The sequence below is a fragment of the Maribacter aquimarinus genome (genome assembly GCF_047345505.1).
Lineage (GTDB): Bacteria > Bacteroidota > Bacteroidia > Flavobacteriales > Flavobacteriaceae > Maribacter.
This window is the reverse complement of sequence record NZ_JBLFEO010000002.1, coordinates 97,455-122,845: the sequence shown is the minus strand read 5'-3', so window position 1 is coordinate 122,845 and position 25,391 is coordinate 97,455. Positions and strand designations below refer to the sequence as shown.

Genomic DNA, 25,391 nt, shown 5'->3' with positions numbered 1-25,391 from the left:
GTTAAATTATTATCTATAAAGGGTAAAATGACCAACAAACTCCCGCTCATCTGCTTCACCATTCAGTTTGATCACGTACCAATAATCTCCCGTGGGGAGCTCGTTGCCCCGATATTTGCCGTCCCAGCCCTGGGCCTCGATGACCTGTTCGGAAACCACTCTACCATAACGGTCAAATACTTTTATTAGTATTTCCGGGAACTGTTCAATGTTTTGTGGCATCCACACATCGTTCTGTCCGTCGCCGTCCGGGGTAAAGAAATTGGGGATTTCAATATCTATGAACTCCATAAAAATGTTGGCAATGGCCTCGCAACCGTTCTCGTCCACCACCCGGACCTCATAAGTGTCCGTGGCGGTGATGTAGAACGTGGCATCTGCACCATTCTCCACCCCATTGAAATAATAGGTGTATTCCGGATTGCCGCCCAGGGCCGTGGCCGTGATCTCATTTAGGCTCCCTTGCTCCAAGGTAAGGGTCAAGGGCTCAAAAGGCGCTATGGAGAAATCCACGGTCTGCACGCAGCCATTGGAGTGCGCTATGGCTATGAAATGGTCTCCTGGCGCAATGTTCCTGAAATCAGGGTTCAGTTGCATGGCAGCGGGATCGGTGGTGTCCAGGGCATAGAGCACGTCGCCGATCACTGTGGGGTCCTCCAGGGTGATGTTCACATAATTGTCCGGGGTGTCCGTGGTACATTCATAGACAGGTGTTACCGTGGCATTGAGGTTCACGCCGGCCGCCACATTGATCACAGTGTTGGTCTCACAACCATTGGCATCCCTCACAAAGATGAGGTAGTCTCCAGTGGCCAGATCGGCAAAGGAGGTTCGGTCCTGTACAAAATCTGCGTCGTCATTGCTGTTCATTGCGGTACTGTAGGGCGCTGTTCCGCCAGAGATGTTTATGGATATGGTCCCGTCCGCACTGTCCACACAAAGCTCGGGTGTGCTCGTCGCTTGCATTTCAAGGGTGTCCGGCTCCGTAATGGTATATTCCAGATACTCAAAACAACCGTTTTGGTCCTGGGCAATGATCGTATAGTTGCCCGCGGCCAGTTCGGTAAAGGTGTTCACCGTGTCAAACTGGTTCAAGTTGGGAGAAATGGCATAACGGTAGCCTCCGGCACCCCCGGCGAGGGTCACCGTGATACTGCCATCGCTTTCCCCGGCACAGGAAATGGGCGAAATGGCCTCGGTGTAGGTCAATGGTGCCGGCTCCGTGATCACCACCCTTTCTGCGGGCACGGTACAATCTTCGCTGGTCACCGAAACATAATAGGTGCCGGCGGGAAGGTTTTCAAAAGCACCGTCTGCCTGGGGTCCCGCAATGCGCGAGGCCGGGGCAAGGGAAGCATCGGTGAAGAGTTCAAAGACGTAGTTGCCCAGCCCCCCGAAGGCTTCCACAAAAATGGCCGCCGTACTTTCCCCGGTACAGTTGATAAAACTGGCCGAGGTATCCACCAACAGGGTCAACGGGTCAATGGGGTCTTCGGTAACGGCGTTGGATAGGGCGGCATCACAACCATTTACGGCATCCCTTACAAAGTACCGATAGGTGCCGGCGTTGAACACTCCGGTCTGCGGCAAGCTTATGGAGTTTCCGGCCATGGGCAAAAAGGTAAGATTGTCCGTACTGTATTCATAGGTGCCACTGCCGCCGCTGGCGATCAGCTCAAAAGTCACCCCTGTGGTACAGGTAAGTGGATCGGTACGCAACAAGAGGGCGGTCACGGGATCCGGTGCTGTGATGAGCACGGTATTGGTCTCCACGTCACAGTTCCAACCGTCCACAACGGTAATGCTGTAGGTCCCTGCCCCCAAATCGTTGAAATCTGGACTTGCTTGAAGCCCTGAGCTCTGAACAATGGCGGTTCCCGCAGCGTCATAGTAGTTCAGTTGGTAGGAATAGGCCCCGCTTCCACCACCGGAGACCAGGGCAGAAACAGTGGCTCCGTTGTCGCCAAAACAAGCCAGGTCGGTAACCAGCGGGGTGGCACTGGCCACAATGGGCGTTGCCGGGGCAAGGGCCGCGGTATCGGTAAGGACACAGCCGCCATCATCTGTTATGGTGATGGTAAAGGCACCTGAGGGCAATCCTTCAAAAGCAATGGACTGCACGTTGTTCGCGGTATAGTCCGTTCCTGTCGCCGTATGGGTCATGACAATGTCGTACGGGGCATATCCGCCGTTGGGAACAATGCTGATCTGGCCCAAGTCATCGGTACAGGTGGCGTCCGCGAGCAGGCTTATGTTCGCCGTGAGCGGCATGTCCGGGGAGGCAATGGTCACCGTATTGGTCAATGCACTGCAACGGGTACTTGCGGGGTCGGTCTCATTGATCTGTACATAATAGTTTCCACCAGAAATACCGGGAACGGAGAGGGTGTGCGGATCTGCCGTGGCCGTTCCGCTTCCTGTACCCACCGAGACACCGGCGGCGGTGAACACCTCATAGTCGAACGTGCCTGTATATCCCGTTATGGTCACGTCCAGGCTGCCATTGGAGTCCCCAAAGCACACCGATGCCGCACTGGCAACGGCCGTGGCCTCGATCAGTTCATAGGGAGCAATGGTATAGGGGGCCGTGTCCACATAGCAGTTGGTGGTGGTATTGGTAACGCGGAAGGTGTAGCTCCCCACATTGGCCAGATCAAAAGTGGCCGAGGTGTCCGTGGCCGAGACCAAGGTTCCGTTGCCGTTGGGCACAGGAAGCAAGACAATGTCGTACACATCTCCCGGTGCCCCTGTTTCGGTAACGTTCACGGTGACCCTTTCAGGGTTCTGGCAGCTAATGGCCAGGTCTTGGCCCACATTGGCCGTGAAGGTGTTCAACGGGTCTATGGTGATCGTATCGGTCACTGCACATCCCGCCCCATCGGTCACATATACCGTAAGGTTTTGTTGGGCCCCGGTGTCCAGCACCGTGAAGGTGTTCGCCGTTTGGAAGTTCACATTGTCAAGGCTGTACAGATAGGGAGGCGTTCCAGAAGGGGTTCCCGGAGTTCCGGTTCCGTCCAGGATGTCCACGGTAATGATCGCATTTTGCTCGCTATTGTCCGGTGCACAAGCAAAGGCCGTAGCCGTGGCATTGATGCGCAGCTCGGTGGGCTCGGCAATGGTCTCGTCCCTAAAGGCATCGCAGGCCTTGCTGGAAATGATGCGCACCCTGTAGTCTCCCGCAATGAGGTTATCGAACAGCGGACTCGTCTGTGGCCCTGCCACCGGAGTGGTCAGGTTGGCCATTTCATAGAGTTCGTACTCATAGACCGGATCGGTATTGGTCGTTGGATCCAGTTGTACCGTAATGCTGCCGTCGTTTCCACCAAAGCAGGAAACGTTGGACAGGGCGGAGGGCAAGAGGATCGGCACTATGGGTGCATCCAATTCCGCGGTGATGGTTTTTTCGCAGACCGGGGCCGTGGTGTCCAGGTCGGTGACCCTGAACGAGTAGGTTCCCGCTTGGTCCAGGCCGGCAAATACACCATTGGTGTTGGTTAAGGTGGTGCTACCGTCGGGGAAGGTGACCTCAAAACTCAAATTGGACGAGCCGCCGGCCACAGCGATGGTAATTTGTCCCTCAGGGGTAGGGCTACAATCGATCAACTTGATCACATTGGCGGTCAGGTTCATTTCCTCGTACAACAGTTCCGCTGCCGTGGTAAACGTACAGCCCCATTGATCGGTGATCGTTACCTCGTAACTGCCCGCGCCAAGTCCGCTAAAGGTTCTGGTGGTCTGTGGCGCACGGAAATCGGCACCGTTCAACCGCAATTGATAGGTATAGTTGCTGCCTTGACCACCCGTGGGGAGCGAAACTTCCAGGGCGCCCTGCAGATTGGTGCAATTTTCTTGGGTTATGGTGAGCACGGCGTTTATGGGCAGGGGATCGGCCAAGACCAGGTTGTCTTGTATCAACGCTTCGCAGCCCTGGCTGTCGCGTACCCAAGCCTGGTAGGTGCCCGGTCCCAAAGTGTCAAATCTAGGGGTGGGCAGGTAATCTGTTGGAGCCGTTGGGGCCGTGGAGCCCACATAATACTGGTAACCGCCCCAACCTCCGTTAACATTGGTCAGCTCAATGGCGCCGTCGTTGCCCACACAAGTAATCTCGTCCAGTGCTACAGTTCCGCTAATATCTGTTGATGGGCCGTTGATGGTAAACGCCTCGATATTGGCGCAGAACGGATTGTTGTCTTGGGTAACGCGCACATAATAGCTGCCAGCGGGCAGGTTGATATCTGCCGTTGGCCCATTGCTGGCCTCGGTATTGGCGGCCACGGAGATGTCGTCCCCAGTGTTCGTGGGAGTGCCATTGGTGTCAAAAACCTCCCAAGTGAAGCCTCCTGGATAGGTGGCATCCACCAGGGCAAAGTTCACCGCGCCGGTAGCGGTTCCAAAGCACACCACATCACTGGTCTTGATCACGTTGATGCCAAAGGTATTGGGTTGGTCCAGGGTGGCGCTGGCAGACACCATACAGCCGGTATCCAAATGCCTGGCCAAGATGGTATGGGCACCTGCGGCAAGCCCGCCAAACACATTGGAGGCTTGGTAGGTGGTTCCGTTGTCAATGCTATATTCAAAACGGCTTGGATCTCCGAGGGAAGACACCACGTTCATTGTGAGCTCCCCATCGCTTCCCGGGGTACAGGTAACGGTATTGGTAATGCTCACATTGGCAGATGAAATGGCGTCATACGGTGCGATAAGGGCCGTGGTGCTGCCCAAACAGCCATTGCTGTCATAGACGTTGATGGTGTAGCTGCCACCGGCCACATCGGTTGAAATGAACACGGGGTTGCTGCCGGACTGCACCACTGCAGGGATTTCCACCACCGCGGTATTGGGATCGTCCTCTTCCACAAATTCAAAGCGTACATAACTGCCCGAACCACCGGAAATGGCCGTGGCATCGATGCTGATGGAGGCATTGCCGTTATTGTTGCCCAGGGCACAAAGGAACTCGGTCACGGTTGGGGCTGGGACACTCAAGATTTCGGGCTCTACAATGGTCTGTGAGACCGTGTCCGTACAGCCATTGGCCGCCGTGACCTGGACGGTATAGTCCACTCCCGGGGCAAGCGCTCCCTCCAGACCGGTGAACGTGGCCGTGGTGGCCGTGGCCGAACTGGGTGCAAGCGGGAAGGACATGCCACTCCCGGGCCCCGAAATGATCTCAAAGACATAGGGTCCCGTGCCCACATCTGGCACGGAAACACGGAGGGTGCCGTCATCTGCGCCACTACAGCTGGCATCCGTGGCGCTTACCACACTGATGTTGGGCGTGATCGCCGGGGGCACGTTCACCAAGATGCTGCCCAAGCAATTGGGCACGGAAGTGCTGGTATCATACACCGTAACGGTATAGTCACCGGCAACACTGGCACCGGTCCAGGTAAGGTTGCTTCCGCCCATGGCCGTTCTTGCCTGATCCACGGCGCCGGGCCCATCGATCTCATAGTCATAGCTTCCGGAACCGGAAACGACATCAATGGTAATCTCCGCGTTACCGGCCGTACCCACCTCACAATCCAACAAAGTGGTAAGGGAGGCGTTGAACTGAAGTGGGGGCCATATATCGAAATTCTCCGTGTCCCCACAACCGTTCAAATCCCTTACCGTGACGCTTTGGGCCAAACCAGAGGACAGTCCTGAGACCGTAACCGTGTTGCTGGCATTGAAGGTGACGTTCTGGAAAGCACTTCCGTTTACACTGATCTGGAAGGGGGCCGATGCCAACGCAGGGTTGTCCAGTGCAACACGGAGTTGAAACAGACCTTCGTCCGCACATTCATCCACAATGCTCACGCTTATTTCCGGGCTGGGATCTTCGTTCACGGTAATGGCCCGGTTCTGGATACAGCCATGGGCATCCAGGACATAGACCACATAGTCTCCCGCTTCCACATTGGCAGTGGCGGCACTCGTCCATCCCGGGCTCAAGGCCGTGGGCGGGGTGGCCGTGTCCGGCAGGTACTGGTACTGGTAGGGTGCCGTACCAAAGCGGCCGGTAGCGGCAATGACGCCGGCATCAGGGTTACAATTATCGTTTTGGGGCGAGCTCACGTCCAAGTCCAGGAGATTGGCAGATTGCCTAATGGTAAATTCACCTCCATTTACGGAACAACCATTGTTGGGTCCGCCAACTTCAGTGAGCAAGAGGTAGTATTCCCCTGGGGGCAGGGTGGCAAAATTATTGACGGACACCGAGGTAGGAGGGTTAACGCTGGCCGTGCCCGAGTGCCCGGTGGTGACATTGCTCTGTCGGTTAAAAACCTCATACTGCACCTCCGTGGCCGCGGTATCAAACCCAGAAAACGTAAAGCTAATGTCGCCATCGGCGGCACCGGTACAGCTTACATTGTTCACTTCGTCCAAGGTGGCCGTCATTGCCGAAGGAGTATTTATGGGCGCTGCGGCCTCTTCAAAATAGTGGCAATTTGTGGTGGCATCAAAGACCACAAAGGTATAGGTGATACCAGGGGTCAATCCCGTGAAAGTGGCGGTGTCGCCGCCTGCAACATCGGGCGATTGATAGCTTAAGGAGTACGGAGCCGTATAGGTCTCCAAAATGGCAAATTGATAGTTGCCACTGCCCACGGCAGCACCCACGGTGACCACGGCCGTACCGCCCACCAAACAATCGGACGTGGCGGTGGACACATCAATGTCCAGGTCATTGGGTGGAGAGGCGATGATTTCCGTGGTAAAAGACGAACATCCATTGGCATCCACCACATCCACTTGATAAATACCAAATTCCAGTACGGTGAACGTATGGTCTCGGGCCAGGGGAGTGGTCGTATAGGTCTGCGTGGGGATACCATTGTTTCCAGAAAGGATATAGGTGTATTCCCCTGTACCCCCGGACACCCCGGAGATGGTGATCTCACCAGGGTTGGTGACCCCTGCACCGCTGGTGTCACAGGTAATGGGTACATCTGCCGTGGTATAGACAATGGAGTTGGGCTCGGTTATGGAAACCGGGAAGGGATTGGACACACAGCCCTTGGCATCGGTGATGGTCACTTCATAGTTTCCGGCCGGTAGGCCCGTGGTCTGGGTGCCATAATTTGTGGGTCCACTGGTCTCCACTACGTCAATGGTGTAGGGAGGCGCTCCTATGGCCGTGCTGATCTGTACATCCAGGGCACCTGTCTGTTCACCACTACATAAAATATTGGTGGGCAGCACATTGGAGATGACCGGGGTCTGGGCCTCGTTGATGGTCACGGGGGCCGTGACCACGGTACAGGCCGTGGGCGCAGTGGTGTCCGTAACCCTGAAAACAAAGGTGCCAAAGGTGTTCGTTGTAAACACATTGGCCGTAAAACCGGTGTTGGAATACGTGGTTCCCCCATCATTGGACCACTCGTAGGTATAGCTCCCGGAACCTCCGTTGGCCGTGAGGGTCACGGAAGCATCTGCCAAACAGCTCAGGTCATTGGTGAGCAGGGCATTGGCCGTAAGTTGGGGCGCAATCACCACCGTCTGGATGATCGGTGCCACGGGGCATCCCAAGACATCCCTTACCTCAATGTCATAACTGCCCTCAGAAAGGTTTTGAAAGGTGTAGCTGGTGGCCGTTGCGGGAACCGGGCTCAACCAGGGCCCTCCATCACGTCTAAATTGGTAGCCTCCGTTGCCACTGGTCACGTTCACCACGATCTCCCCGGTGTTGCCACCGTCATAACAGGTGGTGGGCGTGGCCGTGAACACGATCGGGTTGGTGGGGGCAATGGTCACGGGAGTGTCGATCACATCCTCACAACCGTTGGTGTCCCTGGCCCTAACAAGGTAGTCGCCGGGCGCCAGGGAAGAAAACACGGTGTTGTTTCCGTTGGTGGCAAAGTCGTACCCGGCAATGGCAACGCCCGAGGTGTCTTCCAGTTGATACACATAGGTGGGTGTTCCGCCCGTGGCGTTGGCCGTGATGGCACCGCCATCGTTGCAGCTTGCGGGCTGTACATTCACCACCGTGGCCACAACGGGTGCGGGTTCCCCTACGGTCTGGGCAATGGTCACGGCACAGCTGGCATCGTCCGCATCCCGGATATCAATGGTGTAATTTCCGGCCACAAGTCCCGAAAGTACAACGGGCCCGGAGGCCAGCGGGGCAGTGTAGCCACCGCCGTTCACTTGGTACTCAAAACCACTGGCACCAAAATTAGTGGCATCAAACGTAATGCTTCCATCATTGGCACCGGCGCAGGAGGCATCTGAAAAAGCCGTTATTTGGGCTCCCAGTTCGTTGCCAGGCTCAATGATGACATCCATGGTAACGCTTTGAGCACACTGCTCCGGCAGTTGAAAGGCCTCGATATCATCAATGGCGATGTCATTTCCCATGATTACGGCAGAATTGGTTCTGATCACAATGTCCAGATTGGTATTCGTGCCAGGATTGAGGGTCACGTTGTAATTGTGCCAGTCGTTCGCATCGTTGTTCTTGGGTACATTGCCCGTTACCGTACTGGCAATTAGGTTGTTGGAGGGGTCTACCAGTTGTATCTCAATGGAGGGATCGCCCCCTGTGGTGCCCGCTCTGAGCAAGTTGTATGCCCAAAGGGAAATGGTGATGTCCCTATTGGGAACCACTTCAATGCCTCGCTTGGCATATACAATACCGCCCACACCGGCCACACCGCCCACATTAATGGCCAAAAACCGACCATTGGGAAGTGCCGTGCGATCATTGGGGCTGCGCCAAGTACCAAATGGGCTCGCAATGACCTGCGTCACGGAGTATTCCCCATCGTTCACTCTTCCGGGAACGCCGGGTTCGCAGGGACGCATGCTTCCATCTTGGGGCTCATAACAATAGACCGGATCGATCTGTGAAATGCTGGTATTGGCACCGGTTCCAAAATTTTCTGACAAAAGAGTGCTTGGTGTGGGAGCGGCACTGTTCACGTAATCCACGGTAATGGTCTGTGTGCCCACCGGAACATCGGTAAAGACGTTGGAGTTGGGCGGGGTGTTCGGGGTACCGTTCAGGCTATAGGTATAGTCCAAAGAGGTGTTGTCCGGAAGCACCGTTACAATGCCCAGGCCGTTGCAACCATAGTCCACCACAGGGGTAAGGCTAACGTTGGGCGGTGTGGGAACCGCATCAATGGTTACGGACATGGGGAACGTACAACCGTTGGCATCCCTGATCAGGAGCGTGTGGGAGCCAGGCAACAGGAACCCTATGGGATTTGGGTCGTAGTTGAGCCCGGCATCAAAGCTATAGCTGTAGGGCGCCGTGCCCCCTTGGCCGTTGGTGATGCGCACCTCTGCCCCTGTTCCCGGGTTGCACTCGGCCAGTTGGGTCACAGCGGCCGATGCAGATAAGGTAAAGGGTTCCTCAATGTTGTAGATCTGCGCCACTTCACAGTTGTTGGCATCGCGCACCCGAACGTTGTAAGACCCTGCGCCCAGGTTTGCAAAGGTGTTGCTGGTCTGGTAGGTGGTGCCATTGTCCAAACTGTACCGGTAGGGCGCCGTGCCGCCGGTGGCCAGGACGGTAAGCGTGGCCTGGTTTTCGCCGCTGCACAAAATGGGGCTGTTGGTTATGGAAAGCGCCAAGGGGGCGTCTTGAACAATGGTAATGTCACTACCGGCCTCACAGAACGGGGATGTTCCGGAGGCGTCCCTTACATAGATGTCATAGTCTCCCGCGGCACTGACGGTTACCGTATTGTTGGTTCCGAAATCCGTTGGAGAGGGAGGCACGCCGTCGTCCATCACGGCATAGACATAGTTGCCATCGCCTCCGGCCGCTGTAATGGTGATGTCCGTACCACTGCCACAGGCCGTGATGGGGGCGGCGCTTGCCGTTACGGTGAGTTCGGCATCCACGGAGATACTGGCGCTGTCCGTACAATCATTGCCATCGCGCACGGTTATGGTATGTGTGCCCGGGGCCAGTCCCGTAAAGGTGTTGGTGGTACCGAACACCCCACCGTTGAGGCTAAATTCATAACTGCCGTTGCCTCCGGAAATGACATTTGCCGTCAGGGAGAGACCGTTTGTGGCATCATAGCAAAGGGCATTGGGCACTATTTCCAATACGGGGGCCACGGCCGGATCGAGCACAAAGGTGGTATTGGCCACGCAGCCATTGGCATCGGTAACCGTGGCGGTGTAAGTGCCCGTTTGGACCAAGCCATTGAAATTACCGCTGGTGTTGCTTCCAAATGGGGAACCGTCTGGATTGGCAACCGTGTAGTTATAGCCTCCCCAGCCGCCGGTGGCACTGAGGCGCACGTTCCCATCATCAAGACAGGTGGGCTGTGTGGCATTGGCGGTCAGAGCCAAGGGAGCCAAGGGTTCGGCTATGGTGATATTGGCCGTTGCCGTACAATTGGTGCCATTGTCCGTTACGGTGATGGTGTAGGTGCCAGCACCCAATCCCGTAAGGGGGATGTTGGTGGCCGTTTGGCCCGTTTGGGCAGCTCCGGCGTACGATGCCGGGCCTGTAATATTGTAATCGTAGGTGGTGGAAATGTTGCCCACGGTAAAAGTCAGGGCACCGTCCAGGCCTCCCAAGCAACTCACATTGCTGTCCAGAACACCGTTTGCAGTGATTCGCTCCACGGGCAAGATGGTTAGGTCTTCCTCAATGGAGCAGCCCAGGGCATCCGTGGCCCTGAACGTATAGGTTCCGGGCGCCAGATCGGCGAACACGGGACTGTTGGCATTGTTCACCGCAGCTGGCAGTGGCGCAATGATCTCATAGGTAAATATGGGGTTGCCATCCGTTACACTGACGGTGACCTCCGAGGTTTCGGTGGGACAGTTGGGTGCGGTCACCGAAAAATTCAGGTCGGTGGGCTCGTTCAGGGCATTGATCGTAATGGGGTCCGTGGTAATGGTGCAGCCCGCGGCATCACGAACCGAGACCACATAGGTGCCATTGGTCAGATTTTCAAACCTATTGGCGTTGGGTACCGTATCCGGCACAAAGGTAATGCCGTCCAGGCTGTAGGAGTAGGGAGCCGTTCCCCCTGTTACGTTGTTGGCCTCAATAATGGCCTCCTGTGTACAGGTGTAATCCTGGACCAATAGGGAGGTTGCCGCCAGGGGATCTGTTGGCCCTGCTATGGTAAAGCTGTCCGTAATGTCGCAAATGACCCCGCCAAACCTCTGGTTCACCAGTACCGTATAATCCCCTTGGGCCAGATTGGGGAAGAAGCCGGTAGTGTTGTTGGCCAACTCCGTTCCGGCATCGTCAAAGAGAACAAAGGTGATCACATACCCGTTGGCATTGGTAAGGTTGTATTGAATGGCTCCCGATGGTTCTCCAAAACATAGGGCATCGGTCACCGTGGTGGGGTCAAAAGTGGGCAGTGCCCTGGTCTCTACCTGTACGGTGTTGGAGAACACAAAACAGTTGTTGCTGTCCACGACCACAAAAGAGTAGGTGCCCGGCGCGGGGATAATGAAGGTGGTGCCGGTCTGGAACTGGGCCGAAGGAATGTCCTGTGGCCTTGCATAAGAGGTTACGGTGGCCCCAGAGGTGTCCTCATAGTTCCAAATGGCATAGGAATACGGCGCGCTTCCGCCATTGGCGGCAAGCTCAACCGTGCCCGGCTCACAGGTAATGGGCCGGGTGGTGGTGGCATTAAGGGTAAGGTCATTGGTGTCCAGAATGGTCACGTTCTCTTGATGGGTGCACCCGTCCGCCGTTCTGGCGATGACAATATAGTTGCCGGGGTTTAGGTCCGAAAACGTGAAGTTATTGCTTGTTTGGGCGGTCTCATTGTCTATCAAGGTGCCTTGGCCTCCATTGGAGCCATCGTCCAATCGCAGTTCATATTCGTAGTTGGGCTCGGCATTGTTGATCTGTACATTGATGGCACCGGGTGTGGTACAGGTGGCATCCGTGGGGGTCACGTTATAGCTCACGTCCCGGTCCAATATGCCTATTTCAGGGGTTCTAAAGATACAGGCGTTGTTCACCGGTACGCCAGAGGGGTCCAATTGGGTGATCTCCACAATGTAGGTCCCGTTCTCCCCCGGTCCAAAATCAAAGCTTGGGCCATTGTTTGCGCTAAAGGGAATGACCACGGTATTGGTGTCCGCATTGAAGAGCTGATAGCCGTACCCGCCGCCCAGGTTGGTAATGGTGATGTTCCCGGGGTTGGCACAGATAATGTCTTCCTTGGTGTGCCTTATGTCCAGATCGTTCTGGAACACACTGAAATAAAACCGACTGGTACATCCGTTTTGATAGGTTACGGACAAACGATACTCGCCTTCATTGTTCACGGTATGGTTGTTGCCCGTTCCCACTTGGTTCCAGTTACAGTTCAGGGCGCGGTTGGCACAATCGTCTCCCGAAGGGGCACAACTGCCTTCATCCAATTGCTCCCAGACAATGCTTTGGGCGTCCACAATGTTCACTTGCAACAGTTTGGTGTCTGCCGCGCCGCAGAGGAAGAGTTTTGGCAGCAGTGCATTGTCCACACTGCACTGTACAATCTCACCGGGGATGTCGTTGGTGGGGTCCGTATCCCCGTTCACCTCGTTGAAAAACTCAATGATGGGGTTGGGGATGAGTCCGGCACCATAAGGGGTAACCGTAATAAACTCCTTGAACCCCTTACAGGGGTCCGCAACGATTTTGTCCACAATATAGGTCCCGGCCTGGGTCACGGACATGGTGCTGGGGTCGTTGTCCGGGTCGCTGTCCGTTATTACGGTGTCCGTGGGATCTAGAATGTTGTTGCCATTGTCATCGCGCACCCAGATGTAATCGTCAAAACCATCCCCGGCGTCCAACACGGCAGAACTTCCGCAAAGCTCCACCGTACGTGAAAAGTTACAATCGGAAAGGTCATCCAACAAAAAGTTGGTGGCACCTGGAATGACAAAGCCGCAGGCATTGAAGTCGGTGACACTGGGGTCATCGGTAATTACGGCCGAGTTTTCCACGCCCCTATAGGTGGAGTAGGCTAGATTTTGGATAAGGTCCGAACATGCATCAATGAAATCAAAACAGTTTTCGGCCACTTGAACGCGCATGCGCAGGCTATATTCCGGGCCATCCTCTTCCGCCAAATTGTCCGGGATGGTGAAGACCACTTCCCGGGTTGCCGGGGTATAGACGTAGGTAACGCCCGGTGGCAGCACAAAATCCGATGGAATGAAATCGGTTCTGCCATCTGGGGGGGATACGTTCACCGGCAAGATGTCCCTTATGGTGTAGTCCGTGGCATCGTCGTTGCCAATGTTCTCCCAAGTGAGCACATAGTCCAAGACCTGCCCCAGGTTTACGCCCTGTCCGGTAATGTCCACACCTCCCGGGGTGTTCACCCTTTTTTCGAGCACAATGTTGGGCGCTATGATCTCCACATCAAAAGAGGTAAAGAAAATATCGTATTTGTCCTGGGTGGAGGTGGCCCTTAGAACGGCACTGGTGGCATCATTTGGGATGACATTGTTGAAGGGGTTGTCTATTTCCAGCAGGTCCACGTCCCAGCCCAGGGTGTTCACGCTATTGGGTGTTCTGTCCGTGACCAAGGCATCGTTTCTGGTGATGTTGGAATTGAAAAAATTGTTGGCCGGATTCACCGAGTTGGAGAGCGGGGTGAACGTGCCCGCGCCAACCGCGTCTATGGCTAGACCGTCCCCACCTATTCTATTGTCGCCCTCAAGGGCCGCAATGCCAATGTTGGCATTTACCGGAAAGGGGGCTGGCAAGGTGGTGAAACCGTTCACCGGAATATCCACACTTTGGCCAGATTGGATGCCAGCGTAACCATCAAAGGTGGTAATGTACCTACTGCCGGGGAGATTGGGGTTTTCATAGACCACGACCATGGTCCATCCGCCGGAGATGCCCCCGGTGATGCCCCCGCCCAAACTGGCCCTGATGTTGGCCACGGTATATTCTCCATTGGGGTCTGCCAAGCCCGCCACCATGGTGGTAACATCCCGGTATGCGGCATACGGGCTATAGTTTCCAAAATCCACATCGCCGTTTCCGTCAAAGAGGATCTCATCTGCCGTAATGTCCTGGTAGGCCCCACCGGGCATACGGAACCTAATGTTCTCTATATTGCTCCTGTCCGGGTTCACGTAAACGGCAGACCAGTACAGGCCGGCGTAGCGCACCAGGGAGCATGAAGGGTCCGGAATGGTCAGTACGGCGCTGCTGGAACTGAAGGTAGAGGGGTCCGAATCCACATCAATGTACTGCATGTTCAATCGGTCATTGAACTCCGAGGCCGCTCCGGTATCGTTGTACGGATCGTTGGGTGAGGCGGCGGACACGTTTATGGTCACCAAACGCCACCTTCCATTTATGAATTGCCACTCCATGCGGGTACCAGCATCGGTCTGCCGGTTCACGATGTTGTTCCCAATGAAGGTTAGCTCGCCCCGGATGTCTGCCGCGTAGCGCACATCAAAATCATTTTTCACTTGGGCGTTTGCGCCCAGGGCACAGCATACCAAGGCAATTATGGCAAGCCAAGCCGTTGTCCCGTTTATGGCGAAGCGTCTGCAACGAAGCAATTGTTCCAAAATCCTGTCTATTTTCCGCATAAGGAGTAATTCACTGGGCCTTTCCCCGAAAGCCGTTGGTTCGGAAAGACCCAATAACAAATATTACCCTTTAGCCGAGGTTCTGAAACTTAATGTTGTGGCCCAAACACAAGTTGTTGTGAAATGCTACAATTAATAGGTATGTGTGGGGCCATAACCAAAGTTTTTGGGGGTTGTTCCGTTGTGTTTTGGTCAAAGACAGCCAGTCTGCACTAAGGGCAATGGGCCAGGGAACGCCCTTTTTGCAGCTGTTTTTTTGGCCGCCGGACTTTTTGAAAAGACCATCTGGTTAGATGGGAAAAAAGGGCGCTTTTTTGATTTAAAAAGCGACAAAAATAAGCATATAAGCTTATGTAAGAACAGGGTCAAAAAGGGTAAAAAAAGAGGGGAAAGGCCCTTTTTTAGAAGCGGTTTTTCTGCTTAGCACCTAGCCAGGGGCAAGAGGTTATGCAGGAGGGAAAATCCGAAAAAAAACGGGTAATTGGGGTTTCTGGACCGATTAAGCTGTTGGGCACGTGAAGTGCGCAAGTCTTTGGACAAAAAGGAAGGGGCACGTTTTTTTTGGCCTTGCTTCTTTTAACCCAGATTAAGCAATAGAAATTCCCCGCCTGAAAGGAACGGGCAGGTATTACGGCTGTAAATCCCTTCAAAATCAATCGTTGCACTGACTTTTGCTCACTCACCGTAGCGATGGCTACCCGCCCGTACCGAATGGCACATTCGGGCGGGTGCCTCAATCGCAAAAGTCTTGATTTTATGGGGCTTTACACCCTCATCACGAAAGTCTACTGCATAATCTGGGTTTAAAAATTGGCGCAAGAACATTTTTTGGTTTGTTACTGTGGCAAGCGCACCAGCTAAAGGAATGGGCCGGCCAAAATCCATCTGCCCATAAAAAAGGGTGGAAACCGGAGCGAAGCCCCATACAGGGGCAAGAAATGGGCGGTTCAGGCGCCCATTGAACGACAAGAGAGATGGAAAGAACAACGGAAGAGCCCACACCGCACCTCGCGCAGCCCATGCCCCAAAAATTGGTCAAGACCGGATAAGATTCCTGGGCAACTCAAAAAAGGGCCAGGCCCTGGAGGTACTTCTTTACGGGCAAAGCACCTTTTTTTTGGGGCAGGGAGGGCCTCAAGGCCAAGAGGACGCTTGGCCGACAAAACCTTGGAAACCAAAGCTGTCCCAAACCAAGCACCGAGCACGGCCACCTCTTGGTTTTAGCGGTTCTTCTTCCTTTTTTGCACGGCCCCGGAAAAGTCTTGTCGGTATATGGATTGTGCAGCGCCATTGACCGATGCCTAAATGTCATGGGCTCCCTCCGGTACCATCAACGCGTTATCTTGTTCCAAAACCTCACAACAAGCTGTTGTGAAACAGGGTCAAAAACCCTTTTTCCATCAACCCGTACCATATTGCCCATGATGGGGAGTTTCACTTCCAAGGCAACGGCATATCCCGTGGCATGGGACGTGTAAAGAACCGGAAATGGCTTGGTATGGAATGGGCTTCCAAAAGAGGGTAAAGGCGAAGTATTGCAAGGGCGCAATGGACGAGACCCAAAAATATACCGTATAGTTTATGGGTGAAGGCCCCTTGCTATGGAAAGGGGTGCCATAGCCTATGGGCCACCTCCTTTTGGAAAGGGCTTCCCATCCTTTTTCCATACGCCGGGCCCTAGGCCCTGTGGGCATCCAATAACACCGACACCAGACCGGAACTGTAAGCGATCGATCCTGTGTTTAGGCCGCCAGCTGTTGGGGGTTTACCTTCATGATCCACATTTTGTCATTGTAGGCATCATTGAGATTGGTGTAATAGGATAAGAGGGCATTGTTCCAGGATGCATGGCGCTTTAGATATACATACCGATAATTATTTTCCGGGTTGATGAAATAGCTCGCGCTGAGCCCATAGCTGTTGAGCAAAGAAACAAACCGATTGGCATTTTTAGGATTGGCAAAGACATTGGCAATGATGTAGTATTGCGAACCATCTCCGCCAGGGCCAAGATCAAGTGGTTGCGGTTCCTCTTTTTCGGCCACCAATTTGTCCTGGACCACCACATTGGTGCGCAATACATCGGTATCGTATGCATCGGCCCTTTTGTTCAATTTGTCCACGTTGGCGGCATAGGCCTCGTTGCTGTAGCGGTTGTCCACGTTCATGATCCAAGTGGCGCCCTCATATCCGTTGAGCCTATTGTTCGTAATGGCGGCCTCTGCTTCCTCCAGGGTCTCGTAACGGTCCAGATAGACATATTTAAGGCCGTTGTTGGGATTGTCAAGATAGTTGGCATCCACGCCCTTGTCCTTGAGGTTGGTCAGGAACCGGTTCAGGTATTCCTGCCCTTTGTACACATTGGCAATGACGTAGTAGCCGTTGTTGGCCTCGGGAAGGTCTGTAAACTTTCGGTTCTTGATGGCTTTTCGCTGTAGGGTTCTGTCCTGGACCGTGGGGCTTGCCTCGGTTTTGGCCACGGCCACGGCATCTTGGGCTTGGGGCCTGGAAGGGGTGGCCGCTGCCTTTGGCGTTGTGGGCCGCGTTACCTTGGTGGCTACCGGGTTTTGGGAACCATTGGCCGGTGATGGTTGCCTTGTGTTGCTGGCATTGGTCTTTGGGTTTTCCCCAGCACCGTTCCGGGTCACGGCTACCGTTTGGTTTAAGCTGGTATTGGCCAGGTTGGCCGCACCACCATCGTTACTGTTGTTTGCGCCGCTAGTGGCTGCCACTTGGTCCCCAATGGAAAAGATCTCGGCCGCTTTTTGCTCCAGATCTGGTCTTTGTCCCTGGGTCTCGTTCCGCACCATGCGCATGACCATGTTAAAGCGCCGTTCCAGATCTTGTTGTCTGTTGGCCTCCAAGGAGTCTTGGCGAAACATCAATTCTTGGATAATGGCGTCGTTTTCGGCCAGCCTTTGTTTCAGCAGGGCAATATCCTCGTCATCGGCCTCTTCTTCCGGAAGGGCCTCTTGGAACACCATTTCGTCCATACTGTCCTCTTCCAGCAACACCCGGTCTTCGGTGAGATTGGGCGTAAAGGAGTAGGCAAAGGAGATCTCGTGGGTAACCCCAAAGTTGTCAAAATTGTTGGAAAGGCCTTTTTCCATGGTATAGCCCAGGGAAATCCTTCTATTGAGGTTGAAACCCACTCCGGCCGCCGCACCGTAGAAACTGTCGTACCCCGCCTGTACCCAACCGAGCTTTGGCAGGTCCATGATCAGGCTACCGCCCAGGGTAAGCTCTTCGGAGCCCACTTTGCGAACGCGGGCCAAGGGCATGAGCCTACCTTCCGCGAGAACGCCCGACGTATTTTTAAACTGATGGGTATATTGCAGGTGGCCCGAAAAGGTCTTGTCCTGGAAAGCGGTGAGGGATTGGTTGGTGCGCAGATTATAGTCGAACAGGTTCTCGGCAAAGACCCCTACATCAAACTGTCCGTAGGAAAGGTTGATGCCCGGCTGCAAGGACAGCAGGTTTTGATCTTGGAAGCCCGCCAAAAAGGGATCTTCCTCCACCGTAATGGCACGGCCCTCGTCAAAGCCACTGTTGTAATAGGACACATTGGCGCCAAACGTAAGGTTGCTCTTTTCGTTGAGCCTTACGCCGTAGGCATAGTTGGCCAATACCCCAAAATTGGAGATGGTGCCGGTCTGTTGGGTATAGAGGCTTAGCCCAAGACCGGTGCGGTCGTTGATCCGGCCACTGTAGCTCAAAAAGTAGTTCTGGTTGTTGTCGCTAAACTGTACCGATTGGTTTCTATGTAAAAGGTTAATGTAAGACTTGTCTTCCCGCACGGTGGAAAAGGTGGGGTTGATCAAGAACCGGTTGTACTTGAGCAGGTTTTGTGCCGGGACATCATACACCACAAAAGGACTGTCCTCTTGGGCCGTGGCGGTTCCCAGGGCGCTGAACAAAAACAGGAACAGGTATAAAAAACGTTTTGTCTGCATAACGTTAACTATCGAATTACGGTAATGGTACCTTGTTTGAGCACCTCGTTGGCATTTCTGATTTTATAATAGAACACTATGTTTTGTTGGGTAAAGCCGGCGGTGGTTTCCGGCCAGTTGTTCTTATAGTCAAATTCATTGAACACTTCCACCCCTTGGTCATTGTAAATGATGACGTTCACCTCTGGCTTGTTGGCGTAGGAATTGGGAAGGATCCAGCGGTCGTTTATGCCGTCGCCGTTAATGGTAATGACATTGGGCACCTTAAAGGTGTCCAGAAAGGAGACCTGGACCTCCCTCACAATATCGCAGTTGCCAAAGGAGGCTATGAGGGTATAGGTGCCCTCTTCGGTAAGGGAAACCGAGCTGGTGTTGCCCATTTCGTTGTTGTTGGCATCCATCCATCTGTATGCGGTGGCCCCTGCGGCAGTGACCGTGGTGGTGCTTCCTTCCGGTTGCACAATGGGCCCTGCGGGATCTAAGGTGAGCAGTTCCTCGTCCAATGGCGAAATGACCACCTCGTTGGAGATGAGGTCACACCCCGAACGAGTAACAACCAACCGGTATGTTCCGGGGGTGTCCACAATGAGTTCGTTTTGTAAAGTGTTTACCGCACTACCGTCCCTTTGCCATTCATAGCTCTCGGAGCTCAGGTCTGTATCAGTGCTCAGGGCAATGGTATCCCCATTGGCACAGAAGACCGTGCCCGTGGCGTTGATCACCAACGCTTCGTTGGATCGCAGTTGAACGGGAAGGCTGTTTGATGTGGCCGTGTAGGTTTCCAAATTGGCCGTGAGGGCGTAGGATCCATTTTCAGTCTCACTGCCCAAATCAATGGTCTCATTGGACGCACCAGGGGCCATATTGCCATCGCGTTCCCAAGCGTAGGTGAACGCGGTGCGCAGTGCTTCCGTTACGTCCGTTGTGCTGCCGTCCGTGGCCACGGCGTTAATGGTGCTGAGTTCCAGGACCGCGGTGCTGGATTCGCAGGCCGTGTAGGTGTCCTGGTAGTCAATGACCAATTCAAAGGAGGCGGGAGCGACAACTTCGGTCTCTTCCGTGTTTTTTGTGGATATGGCGCAGGCACCCCCTGTTTGGGAGATGGCCGCAAAATATGTCCCTGGTTGTGCAATGGTTAAGCTTGGCCCAGTTTCCCCTGTGATTTCCACACCGTTCCTGAACCAGGCATAGGTGGGTGTGTTGGCCGTAGTGCTCACTTCCAGGGTCTGGGTCTGGGAGGGCAACAACACCATTTGGCCGGGGTTGTCACGGGATACCGTAAAGGCGTCCGCGTTGGTGATGTTCACCACATCCGAACGATCGGCACACAGACCGGGGCCTGAAATCTCTACACTGTAGGCCCCTTCAAAGCCGGGATTGGCCGCATTGACCACAAAGCTGTCTGCCGTAGCTCCGGGGATCATGGCATCGTCCTTGTACCATTGGTAGTTCCAGGCAGGGTCGGTCAGGGTGGGGGCCAAGGTCACGGTATCCGTGCTACAGAGGGCAGTTTGGGCGGGCGGCACAATGGCCACGCCCGTACCGGACCCGCCTATGGTCACGTCCACAATATTGGAGTCCGTATTGCCAGACCCGGTACAAATGGGCCCATAGTCCACAAAGGCATTGTACATGCCACTTTCGGTAACCACTAAAGTGTGCCCGGTTTCCCCGGCAATCGGTGTGCCACTTCGAAACCAAATGTACTGATAGGTTTCTGGATTGGCTATGTTGTCCACTTGGAGCGTGGTGGGTCCGGTGGCACAAATGCTGCCCGGAGGCACGCCGTCGCCAAGGGCGCTGATGTTCAAGTTGCCCGTAACGTCCATAAAGTACATATTGAAGGCCGCCGAAGCCGGCCCGGTCCTTGCGGGGTCGGTAGAGCGAACGCGCAGGGTGTAGCCTTGGCCCCTGGTGGTTTCGGGAATGGCAAAGCGCACATCAAAATCCTGGTTGCTGTTCTGGTCGGTGATGGTCAACAAGGTCTCCGCCTCGTCAAAATTGCCACTGGCATCGGAAAGCTCCAGAATAAATTGGTTGCTGGCGTTGACCGTGCCGGCCCAGCTGATGTTTGCGTAGTATTCGTTAAAGCCACCATTTCCCGCACAGATGGCGGTCCAGGGCGAGTTGCCGGCGAGGTTGGGATTGTCCGCTGGTTCCGGGGCATTGATGACAATGGTCTGTGCCGATAGTTGGGCGCTGCCCAGCAAGGCGAGAAGCCACAAGAAAAACGGATGTTTTGGGAAAATTTTCATAAGCTACGTAGATTTGGGGGCCACTACTTGGGGTTGGAACAACGGTTGGCGAACGTTCAAAAACCGGTATTCACCCACAAATATGGCCTTTATAACGATCTTTTTTTATTTATTGTTGTAGCTGCGTGCAAAAGTGTTGTGAAACTGGTATAGACTAAGGTCAGCCCATTTAAGATCACGTTCTTATCCCAATTTTGCTACTTTTGCAACTTTAAACCAAATGATGAGCGACACACCAAGATCACTGAACTTTATTGAACAGATCATAGAGGAGGACCTACGGGCCACGCACGATCAAAAAGAGCTGCGATTCCGGTTCCCGCCGGAGCCCAACGGCTATTTGCACATAGGCCACGCCAGTGCCATTTGCCTGAACTTTGGGTTGGGTCTGCGCTATGGGGCCCCGGTGAACTTGAGGTTTGACGATACCAACCCGGCAAAAGAGGAAAAGGCCTATGTGGACGCGATCAAGCGAGACGTGGCCTGGTTGGGCTTCAAATGGGATACTGAACGGTATGCCTCTGATTATTTCCAGCAGTTGTACGATTGGGCCGTGGAGCTCATAAAAAGCGGGAAAGCGTATGTGGACAGCCAAACCTCCGAGGAAATGGCCCAGCAAAAGGGAACGCCCACCCGGGCAGGGAGCCCCAGTCCGTTTCGGGACCGAACCGTGGAAGAGAACCTTTCCCTGTTCAAAAGGATGAAGGCGGGCGAATTTCCCGAGGGCACGCACGTGCTGCGGGCCAAGATCAACATGCAGTCCGACAATATGTTGATGCGCGATCCCATTATGTACCGCGTGCTGCACAAGGCGCACCACCGTACAAATACCGAATGGTGTATTTATCCGATGTACGATTGGACGCACGGCGAGAGTGATTACATAGAGCAGGTTTCCCACTCGCTCTGTACGTTGGAGTTCTTGCCGCATCGCGAACTGTACGATTGGTTCTTGGACCAGGTCTGCGAGCCCGGGAAACTGCGCCCCAAGCAACGGGAATTTGCACGCAGGAACCTGAGCCATACGGTGGTGAGCAAGAGAAAACTGCTCCGCTTGGTGGAAGAAGGCGTGGTCTCTTCCTGGGACGATCCCCGGATGCCCACCATTTCCGGCCTGCGCAGGCGCGGCTATACGGCGGAGAGCATTCGCAATTTCTCGGACACCATTGGCATTGCCAAGCGGGACAACCTCATTGATGTCTCCCTGTTGGAATTTCACGCCCGGGAACACCTTAACAAGATTACCCCACGCGTCATGGCCGTGCTGGACCCCTTAAAAGTGGTGATCACCAATTACCCGGAAGGTGGGGTGGAGTGGCTTACCGCAGAGAACAGCCCGGAAGACGATGCCCTGGGGAGCCGGGAAGTGCCCTTTTCCAGGGAGCTGTACATTGAAAAGGCCGATTTTAGGGAACAGGCCAACAAAAAGTTCTTCCGCCTGAAACTCGGGGGAGAGGTAAGGCTCAAGAACGGCTACATCATCAAGGCCGAGAGCTGTACCAAGGACGCCGACGGAAATGTGGTGGAGGTACAGTGCACCTACGATGCCAAGAGCAGGAGCGGCAGCGGAACGCCGGAGAGCCTAAGGCGGGTAAAGGGAACCCTGCACTGGGTCTCCGTAGCGCACGCCCTGCCGGTACAAGTACGGCTCTATGACCGCTTGTTCACCCATGAAAGTCCGGATACCCAGAAAGACACGGATTTTATGGAATTTTTAAACCCCAATTCCCTTGAGGTGGTCACCGGATATGTGGAGCCCAGCTTGTCCACTGCCCAAGTGGAGGACCGGTATCAATTTCAGCGCTTGGGCTACTTCTGCGTGGATCCGGACTCCAGCAAAGAACAATTGGTATTTAACCGGACCGTGGGCCTCAGGGACTCTTGGGCCAAGATCCAGGATGCCAAATAGCTCAATGTCCAAGAAGTGTTTACCGGGTTTACAAAAGTAAAGGAAGCGGCCAGTTCCCGGAAAACCTTAAGGCGGCAGCCATCTTTCCCGCGGCCAAACAACCTCCGCGGGAGCCCATAAAAAACCCCGAAGGTGCCACTTCGGGGTTTTTAGGTCTTGGGCAGGGGGCTTTGGTCTCTATTTTTAAAAGGCCTCATGAACACCCGTAAAAAGGGCTGGACTTATTTCTTGCCTTCCGTTCCTTTGTCCACCTTTGTTTTCTTCATGGATTCCCCGATCATGTTGCTGGCGGTGAAGGAGGCCACCATGTTGTTGAGCATGTCACTGCCGGCTTGCGGGGAGTTGGGCAACAGAATCAGGTTGGTGTTGGTTTCCTCGCCAATGGATTGGAGGGTGTCATAATGCTGTGTCACCACAATGAGCGCGCTGGCTTCCTGGGAGTTGATGCCCACTTTGTTCAGTACTTCCACGGACTCTTCCAGTCCCCGGGCAATTTCCCTTCGCTGATCGGCAATGCCCTGTCCCTGTAAGCGCTTGCTCTCCGCTTCGGCCTTGGCTTTCTCCACGATGAGGATACGGGCGGCATCCCCTTCAAACTGGGCGGCGATCTTTTCGCGCTCCGAAGCGTTGATGCGGTTCATGGCCTCCTTTACCTGGGCATCGGGATCAATGTCGGTCACCAGGGTTTTGATGATGTCAAAGCCATATTCGGACATTGCGTCGTTCAGCTCGGCCTTCACCGCCAGGGCAATGTCGTCCTTCTTGACAAACACATCGTCCAGTTTCATTTTGGGCACTTCGGCACGCACCACATCAAACACATAGGAAGTGATTTGTTCGTGCGGATAATCCAGTTGATAAAATGCATCATAGACCTTTTCCCTGATCACCCGGTACTGTACGGATACTTTGAGCCGCACAAAGACATCGTCCAGGGTCTTGGTCTCAATGATCACGTCCAGCTGCTGGATCTTTAGGCTCAGCCGGCCCGCTATGCGCTGTATGAAGGGAATTTTGAATTGCAGGCCAGAATGCCTGATGCTGCTGAACTTGCCAAAGGTCTCTATGACGGCGGCCGTTTTTTGTTTAACGATGAAGATAAAGGAGAAAAGAACAAGGCCCAAAAAAAAGACCACTGGAATCCAAATGAAACCACCCATGACAAATTGTTTTTAGTTGTGGAGTGAATGTACAAAAACTTCTTGGGATATGGAACGGTGAAAAGCCCCCAAAAAGGGACAAAGCATTTTTTTTCATGGATGCGGGGGATGGAGGGATAACGGTTTGGGCAAATGGGGAGCTGGACGATCACCCAAACCCCCGAGGCGGGATGGGATCAGGAACATCCCAAACTTCAGGGGCCAGTGGCCAGGGAACTGCGATTTAGGGCATCAAATGTAAGACCAATGAGTATTTTCTAAGAAGAACACGTCATCCAAGGGCCCTGGCTAAAGGTCAAAACCCAGATCTTTCCTGTAGTGCATTCCTTCAAAGGAAATCTTGCCCAGCTCACGATAGGAATGGGCCAGGGCTTCCTTAAAATCCGCGCCAAAAGAGGTTACCGCCAAAACGCGCCCCCCGTTGGTGACCACTTCCCCATCCTTGTTGGAGGTGGTGCCGGCCTGAAACACATGGGAAGCCCGGACCTCATTGAGCCCGTGGACCACCTTGCCTTTTTCGTAGCTGCCCGGATAACCGCCCGACACCGCCATCACGGTGGCCGCGCTCTTTTCGGATACCGATAATTTTATTTCGTTCAGTTTTACGGAAGCCACGGCTTGGAAGACCTCCAGCAGGTCATTTTCAATGCGGGGCAGTACCACCTCGGTCTCCGGGTCTCCCAAGCGCACGTTGTATTCGATCACCTTGGGGGCATCCTTTACCTTTATGAGGCCAATGAAGATAAAGCCCTTGTAGGGCAGGCCGTCTTTTTTAAGACCTTGTATGGTGGGCTTCACCACCTGTTCCTCTGTCTTCTCCATAAATTGTGCGCCCGCAAACGGAACGGGCGAGATGGCCCCCATGCCCCCGGTGTTGAGTCCGGTGTCGCCCTCGCCAATACGTTTGTAATCCTTGGCGGTGGGAAGCACTTTGTAGTGTTCCCCGTCCGTGAGCACAAAGACACTGAGCTCTATGCCATCCAAGAATTCCTCGATCACCACGGTGCCGCTGGCCGCGCCAAATTTGGCGTCCCGCAGCATGGCGGTGAGCTCTTGCTTTGCTTCTTGTAGCGTGCGAAGGATCACCACGCCTTTTCCTGCCGCGAGGCCGTCCGCTTTTAGCACATAGGGCGGTTGCATGGTCTCTAGGAAGGCGTGTCCCTCTTCCAGGGTGTTTTTGGTAAAGCTCTCGTATTTTGCCGTGGGGATGTTATGGCGCAACATGAACCGCTTGGCAAACTCCTTGCTTCCCTCCAGGGCCGCGGCCGCTTTTTGGGGCCCTATGACCGGGATATGGGCAAGGGCTGCATCCTGTAGAAAAAAATCGTGCACCCCATTCACCAAGGGATCTTCCGGGCCCACGACCAGCAGCTGTATATTTTCGCCCAGCACCACGTCCTTAATGGCCCGGAAATCATTTACACCAATGGGTATGTTTTTGGCAATGGCCGCTGTACCGGCGTTTCCGGGGGCCACGAAGAGGTTGTGGAGAGAGGCACTCTGTTTAATTTTCCAGGCCAGGGCGTGTTCCCTGCCGCCGGCCCCTAAGATGAGAACATTCATGGTACACAGTTTGGGC

General features: G+C 54.3%; 7 protein-coding genes. 2 read left to right on the top strand and 5 right to left on the bottom strand.

Annotated elements, in window-relative coordinates; translation table 11 throughout:
* Positions 1-9: 9 nt before the first annotated feature.
* Positions 10-14,535: a T9SS type B sorting domain-containing protein gene (locus ACKWCC_RS01940; protein WP_413994210.1), complete on the bottom strand. Its 14,526-nt coding sequence runs from the start codon at positions 14,533-14,535 to the stop codon at positions 10-12.
* Between the two features lie 166 nt (positions 14,536-14,701).
* Between ACKWCC_RS01940 and ACKWCC_RS01935 the strand changes: the two genes are divergently transcribed.
* Positions 14,702-14,959, top strand: a complete 258-nt coding sequence (locus ACKWCC_RS01935; RefSeq protein ID WP_413994209.1) for a hypothetical protein — start codon at positions 14,702-14,704, stop codon at positions 14,957-14,959.
* A gap of 1,318 nt (positions 14,960-16,277) precedes the next feature.
* Here ACKWCC_RS01935 and ACKWCC_RS01930 read toward each other — a convergent pair.
* On the bottom strand, positions 16,278-18,488 hold the full coding sequence (locus tag ACKWCC_RS01930) for a PorP/SprF family type IX secretion system membrane protein (protein WP_413994208.1): 2,211 nt from the start codon (positions 18,486-18,488) through the stop codon (positions 16,278-16,280).
* 8 nt (positions 18,489-18,496) lie between these two features.
* Positions 18,497-20,743 carry a T9SS type B sorting domain-containing protein gene (locus ACKWCC_RS01925; protein WP_413994207.1) on the bottom strand — a complete coding sequence of 749 codons (2,247 nt, stop codon included), beginning with the start codon at positions 20,741-20,743 and terminating at the stop codon, positions 18,497-18,499.
* A 223-nt stretch (positions 20,744-20,966) separates the two neighbouring features.
* Here ACKWCC_RS01925 and ACKWCC_RS01920 point away from each other — a divergent pair, with 223 nt between their 5' ends.
* A complete protein-coding gene (locus ACKWCC_RS01920) occupies positions 20,967-22,652 on the top strand; it encodes a glutamine--tRNA ligase/YqeY domain fusion protein (protein ID WP_413994206.1) in 1,686 nt (561 codons plus the stop codon).
* Positions 22,653-22,873: 221 nt separating this feature from the next.
* Here ACKWCC_RS01920 and ACKWCC_RS01915 read toward each other — a convergent pair whose 3' ends face one another.
* Positions 22,874-23,812 carry an SPFH domain-containing protein gene (locus ACKWCC_RS01915; protein ID WP_413994205.1) on the bottom strand — a complete coding sequence of 313 codons (939 nt, stop codon included), beginning with the start codon at positions 23,810-23,812 and terminating at the stop codon, positions 22,874-22,876.
* 288 nt (positions 23,813-24,100) lie between these two features.
* Positions 24,101-25,375, bottom strand: coding sequence for a phosphoribosylamine--glycine ligase (gene purD / locus ACKWCC_RS01910; protein ID WP_413994204.1), 1,275 nt, complete (start codon positions 25,373-25,375; stop codon positions 24,101-24,103).
* Positions 25,376-25,391 lie beyond the last annotated feature (16 nt).

Coding starts and splice junctions, on each gene's coding strand:
- ACKWCC_RS01920 (WP_413994206.1), top strand. CDS start 20,967: ATGAGCGACACACCAAGATCACTGAACTTTATTGAACAGATCATAGAG.
- ACKWCC_RS01915 (WP_413994205.1), bottom strand. CDS start 23,812: ATGGGTGGTTTCATTTGGATTCCAGTGGTCTTTTTTTTGGGCCTTGTT.
- ACKWCC_RS01930 (WP_413994208.1), bottom strand. CDS start 18,488: ATGCAGACAAAACGTTTTTTATACCTGTTCCTGTTTTTGTTCAGCGCC.
- ACKWCC_RS01940 (WP_413994210.1), bottom strand. CDS start 14,535: ATGCGGAAAATAGACAGGATTTTGGAACAATTGCTTCGTTGCAGACGC.
- purD (WP_413994204.1), bottom strand. CDS start 25,375: ATGAATGTTCTCATCTTAGGGGCCGGCGGCAGGGAACACGCCCTGGCC.
- ACKWCC_RS01925 (WP_413994207.1), bottom strand. CDS start 20,743: ATGAAAATTTTCCCAAAACATCCGTTTTTCTTGTGGCTTCTCGCCTTG.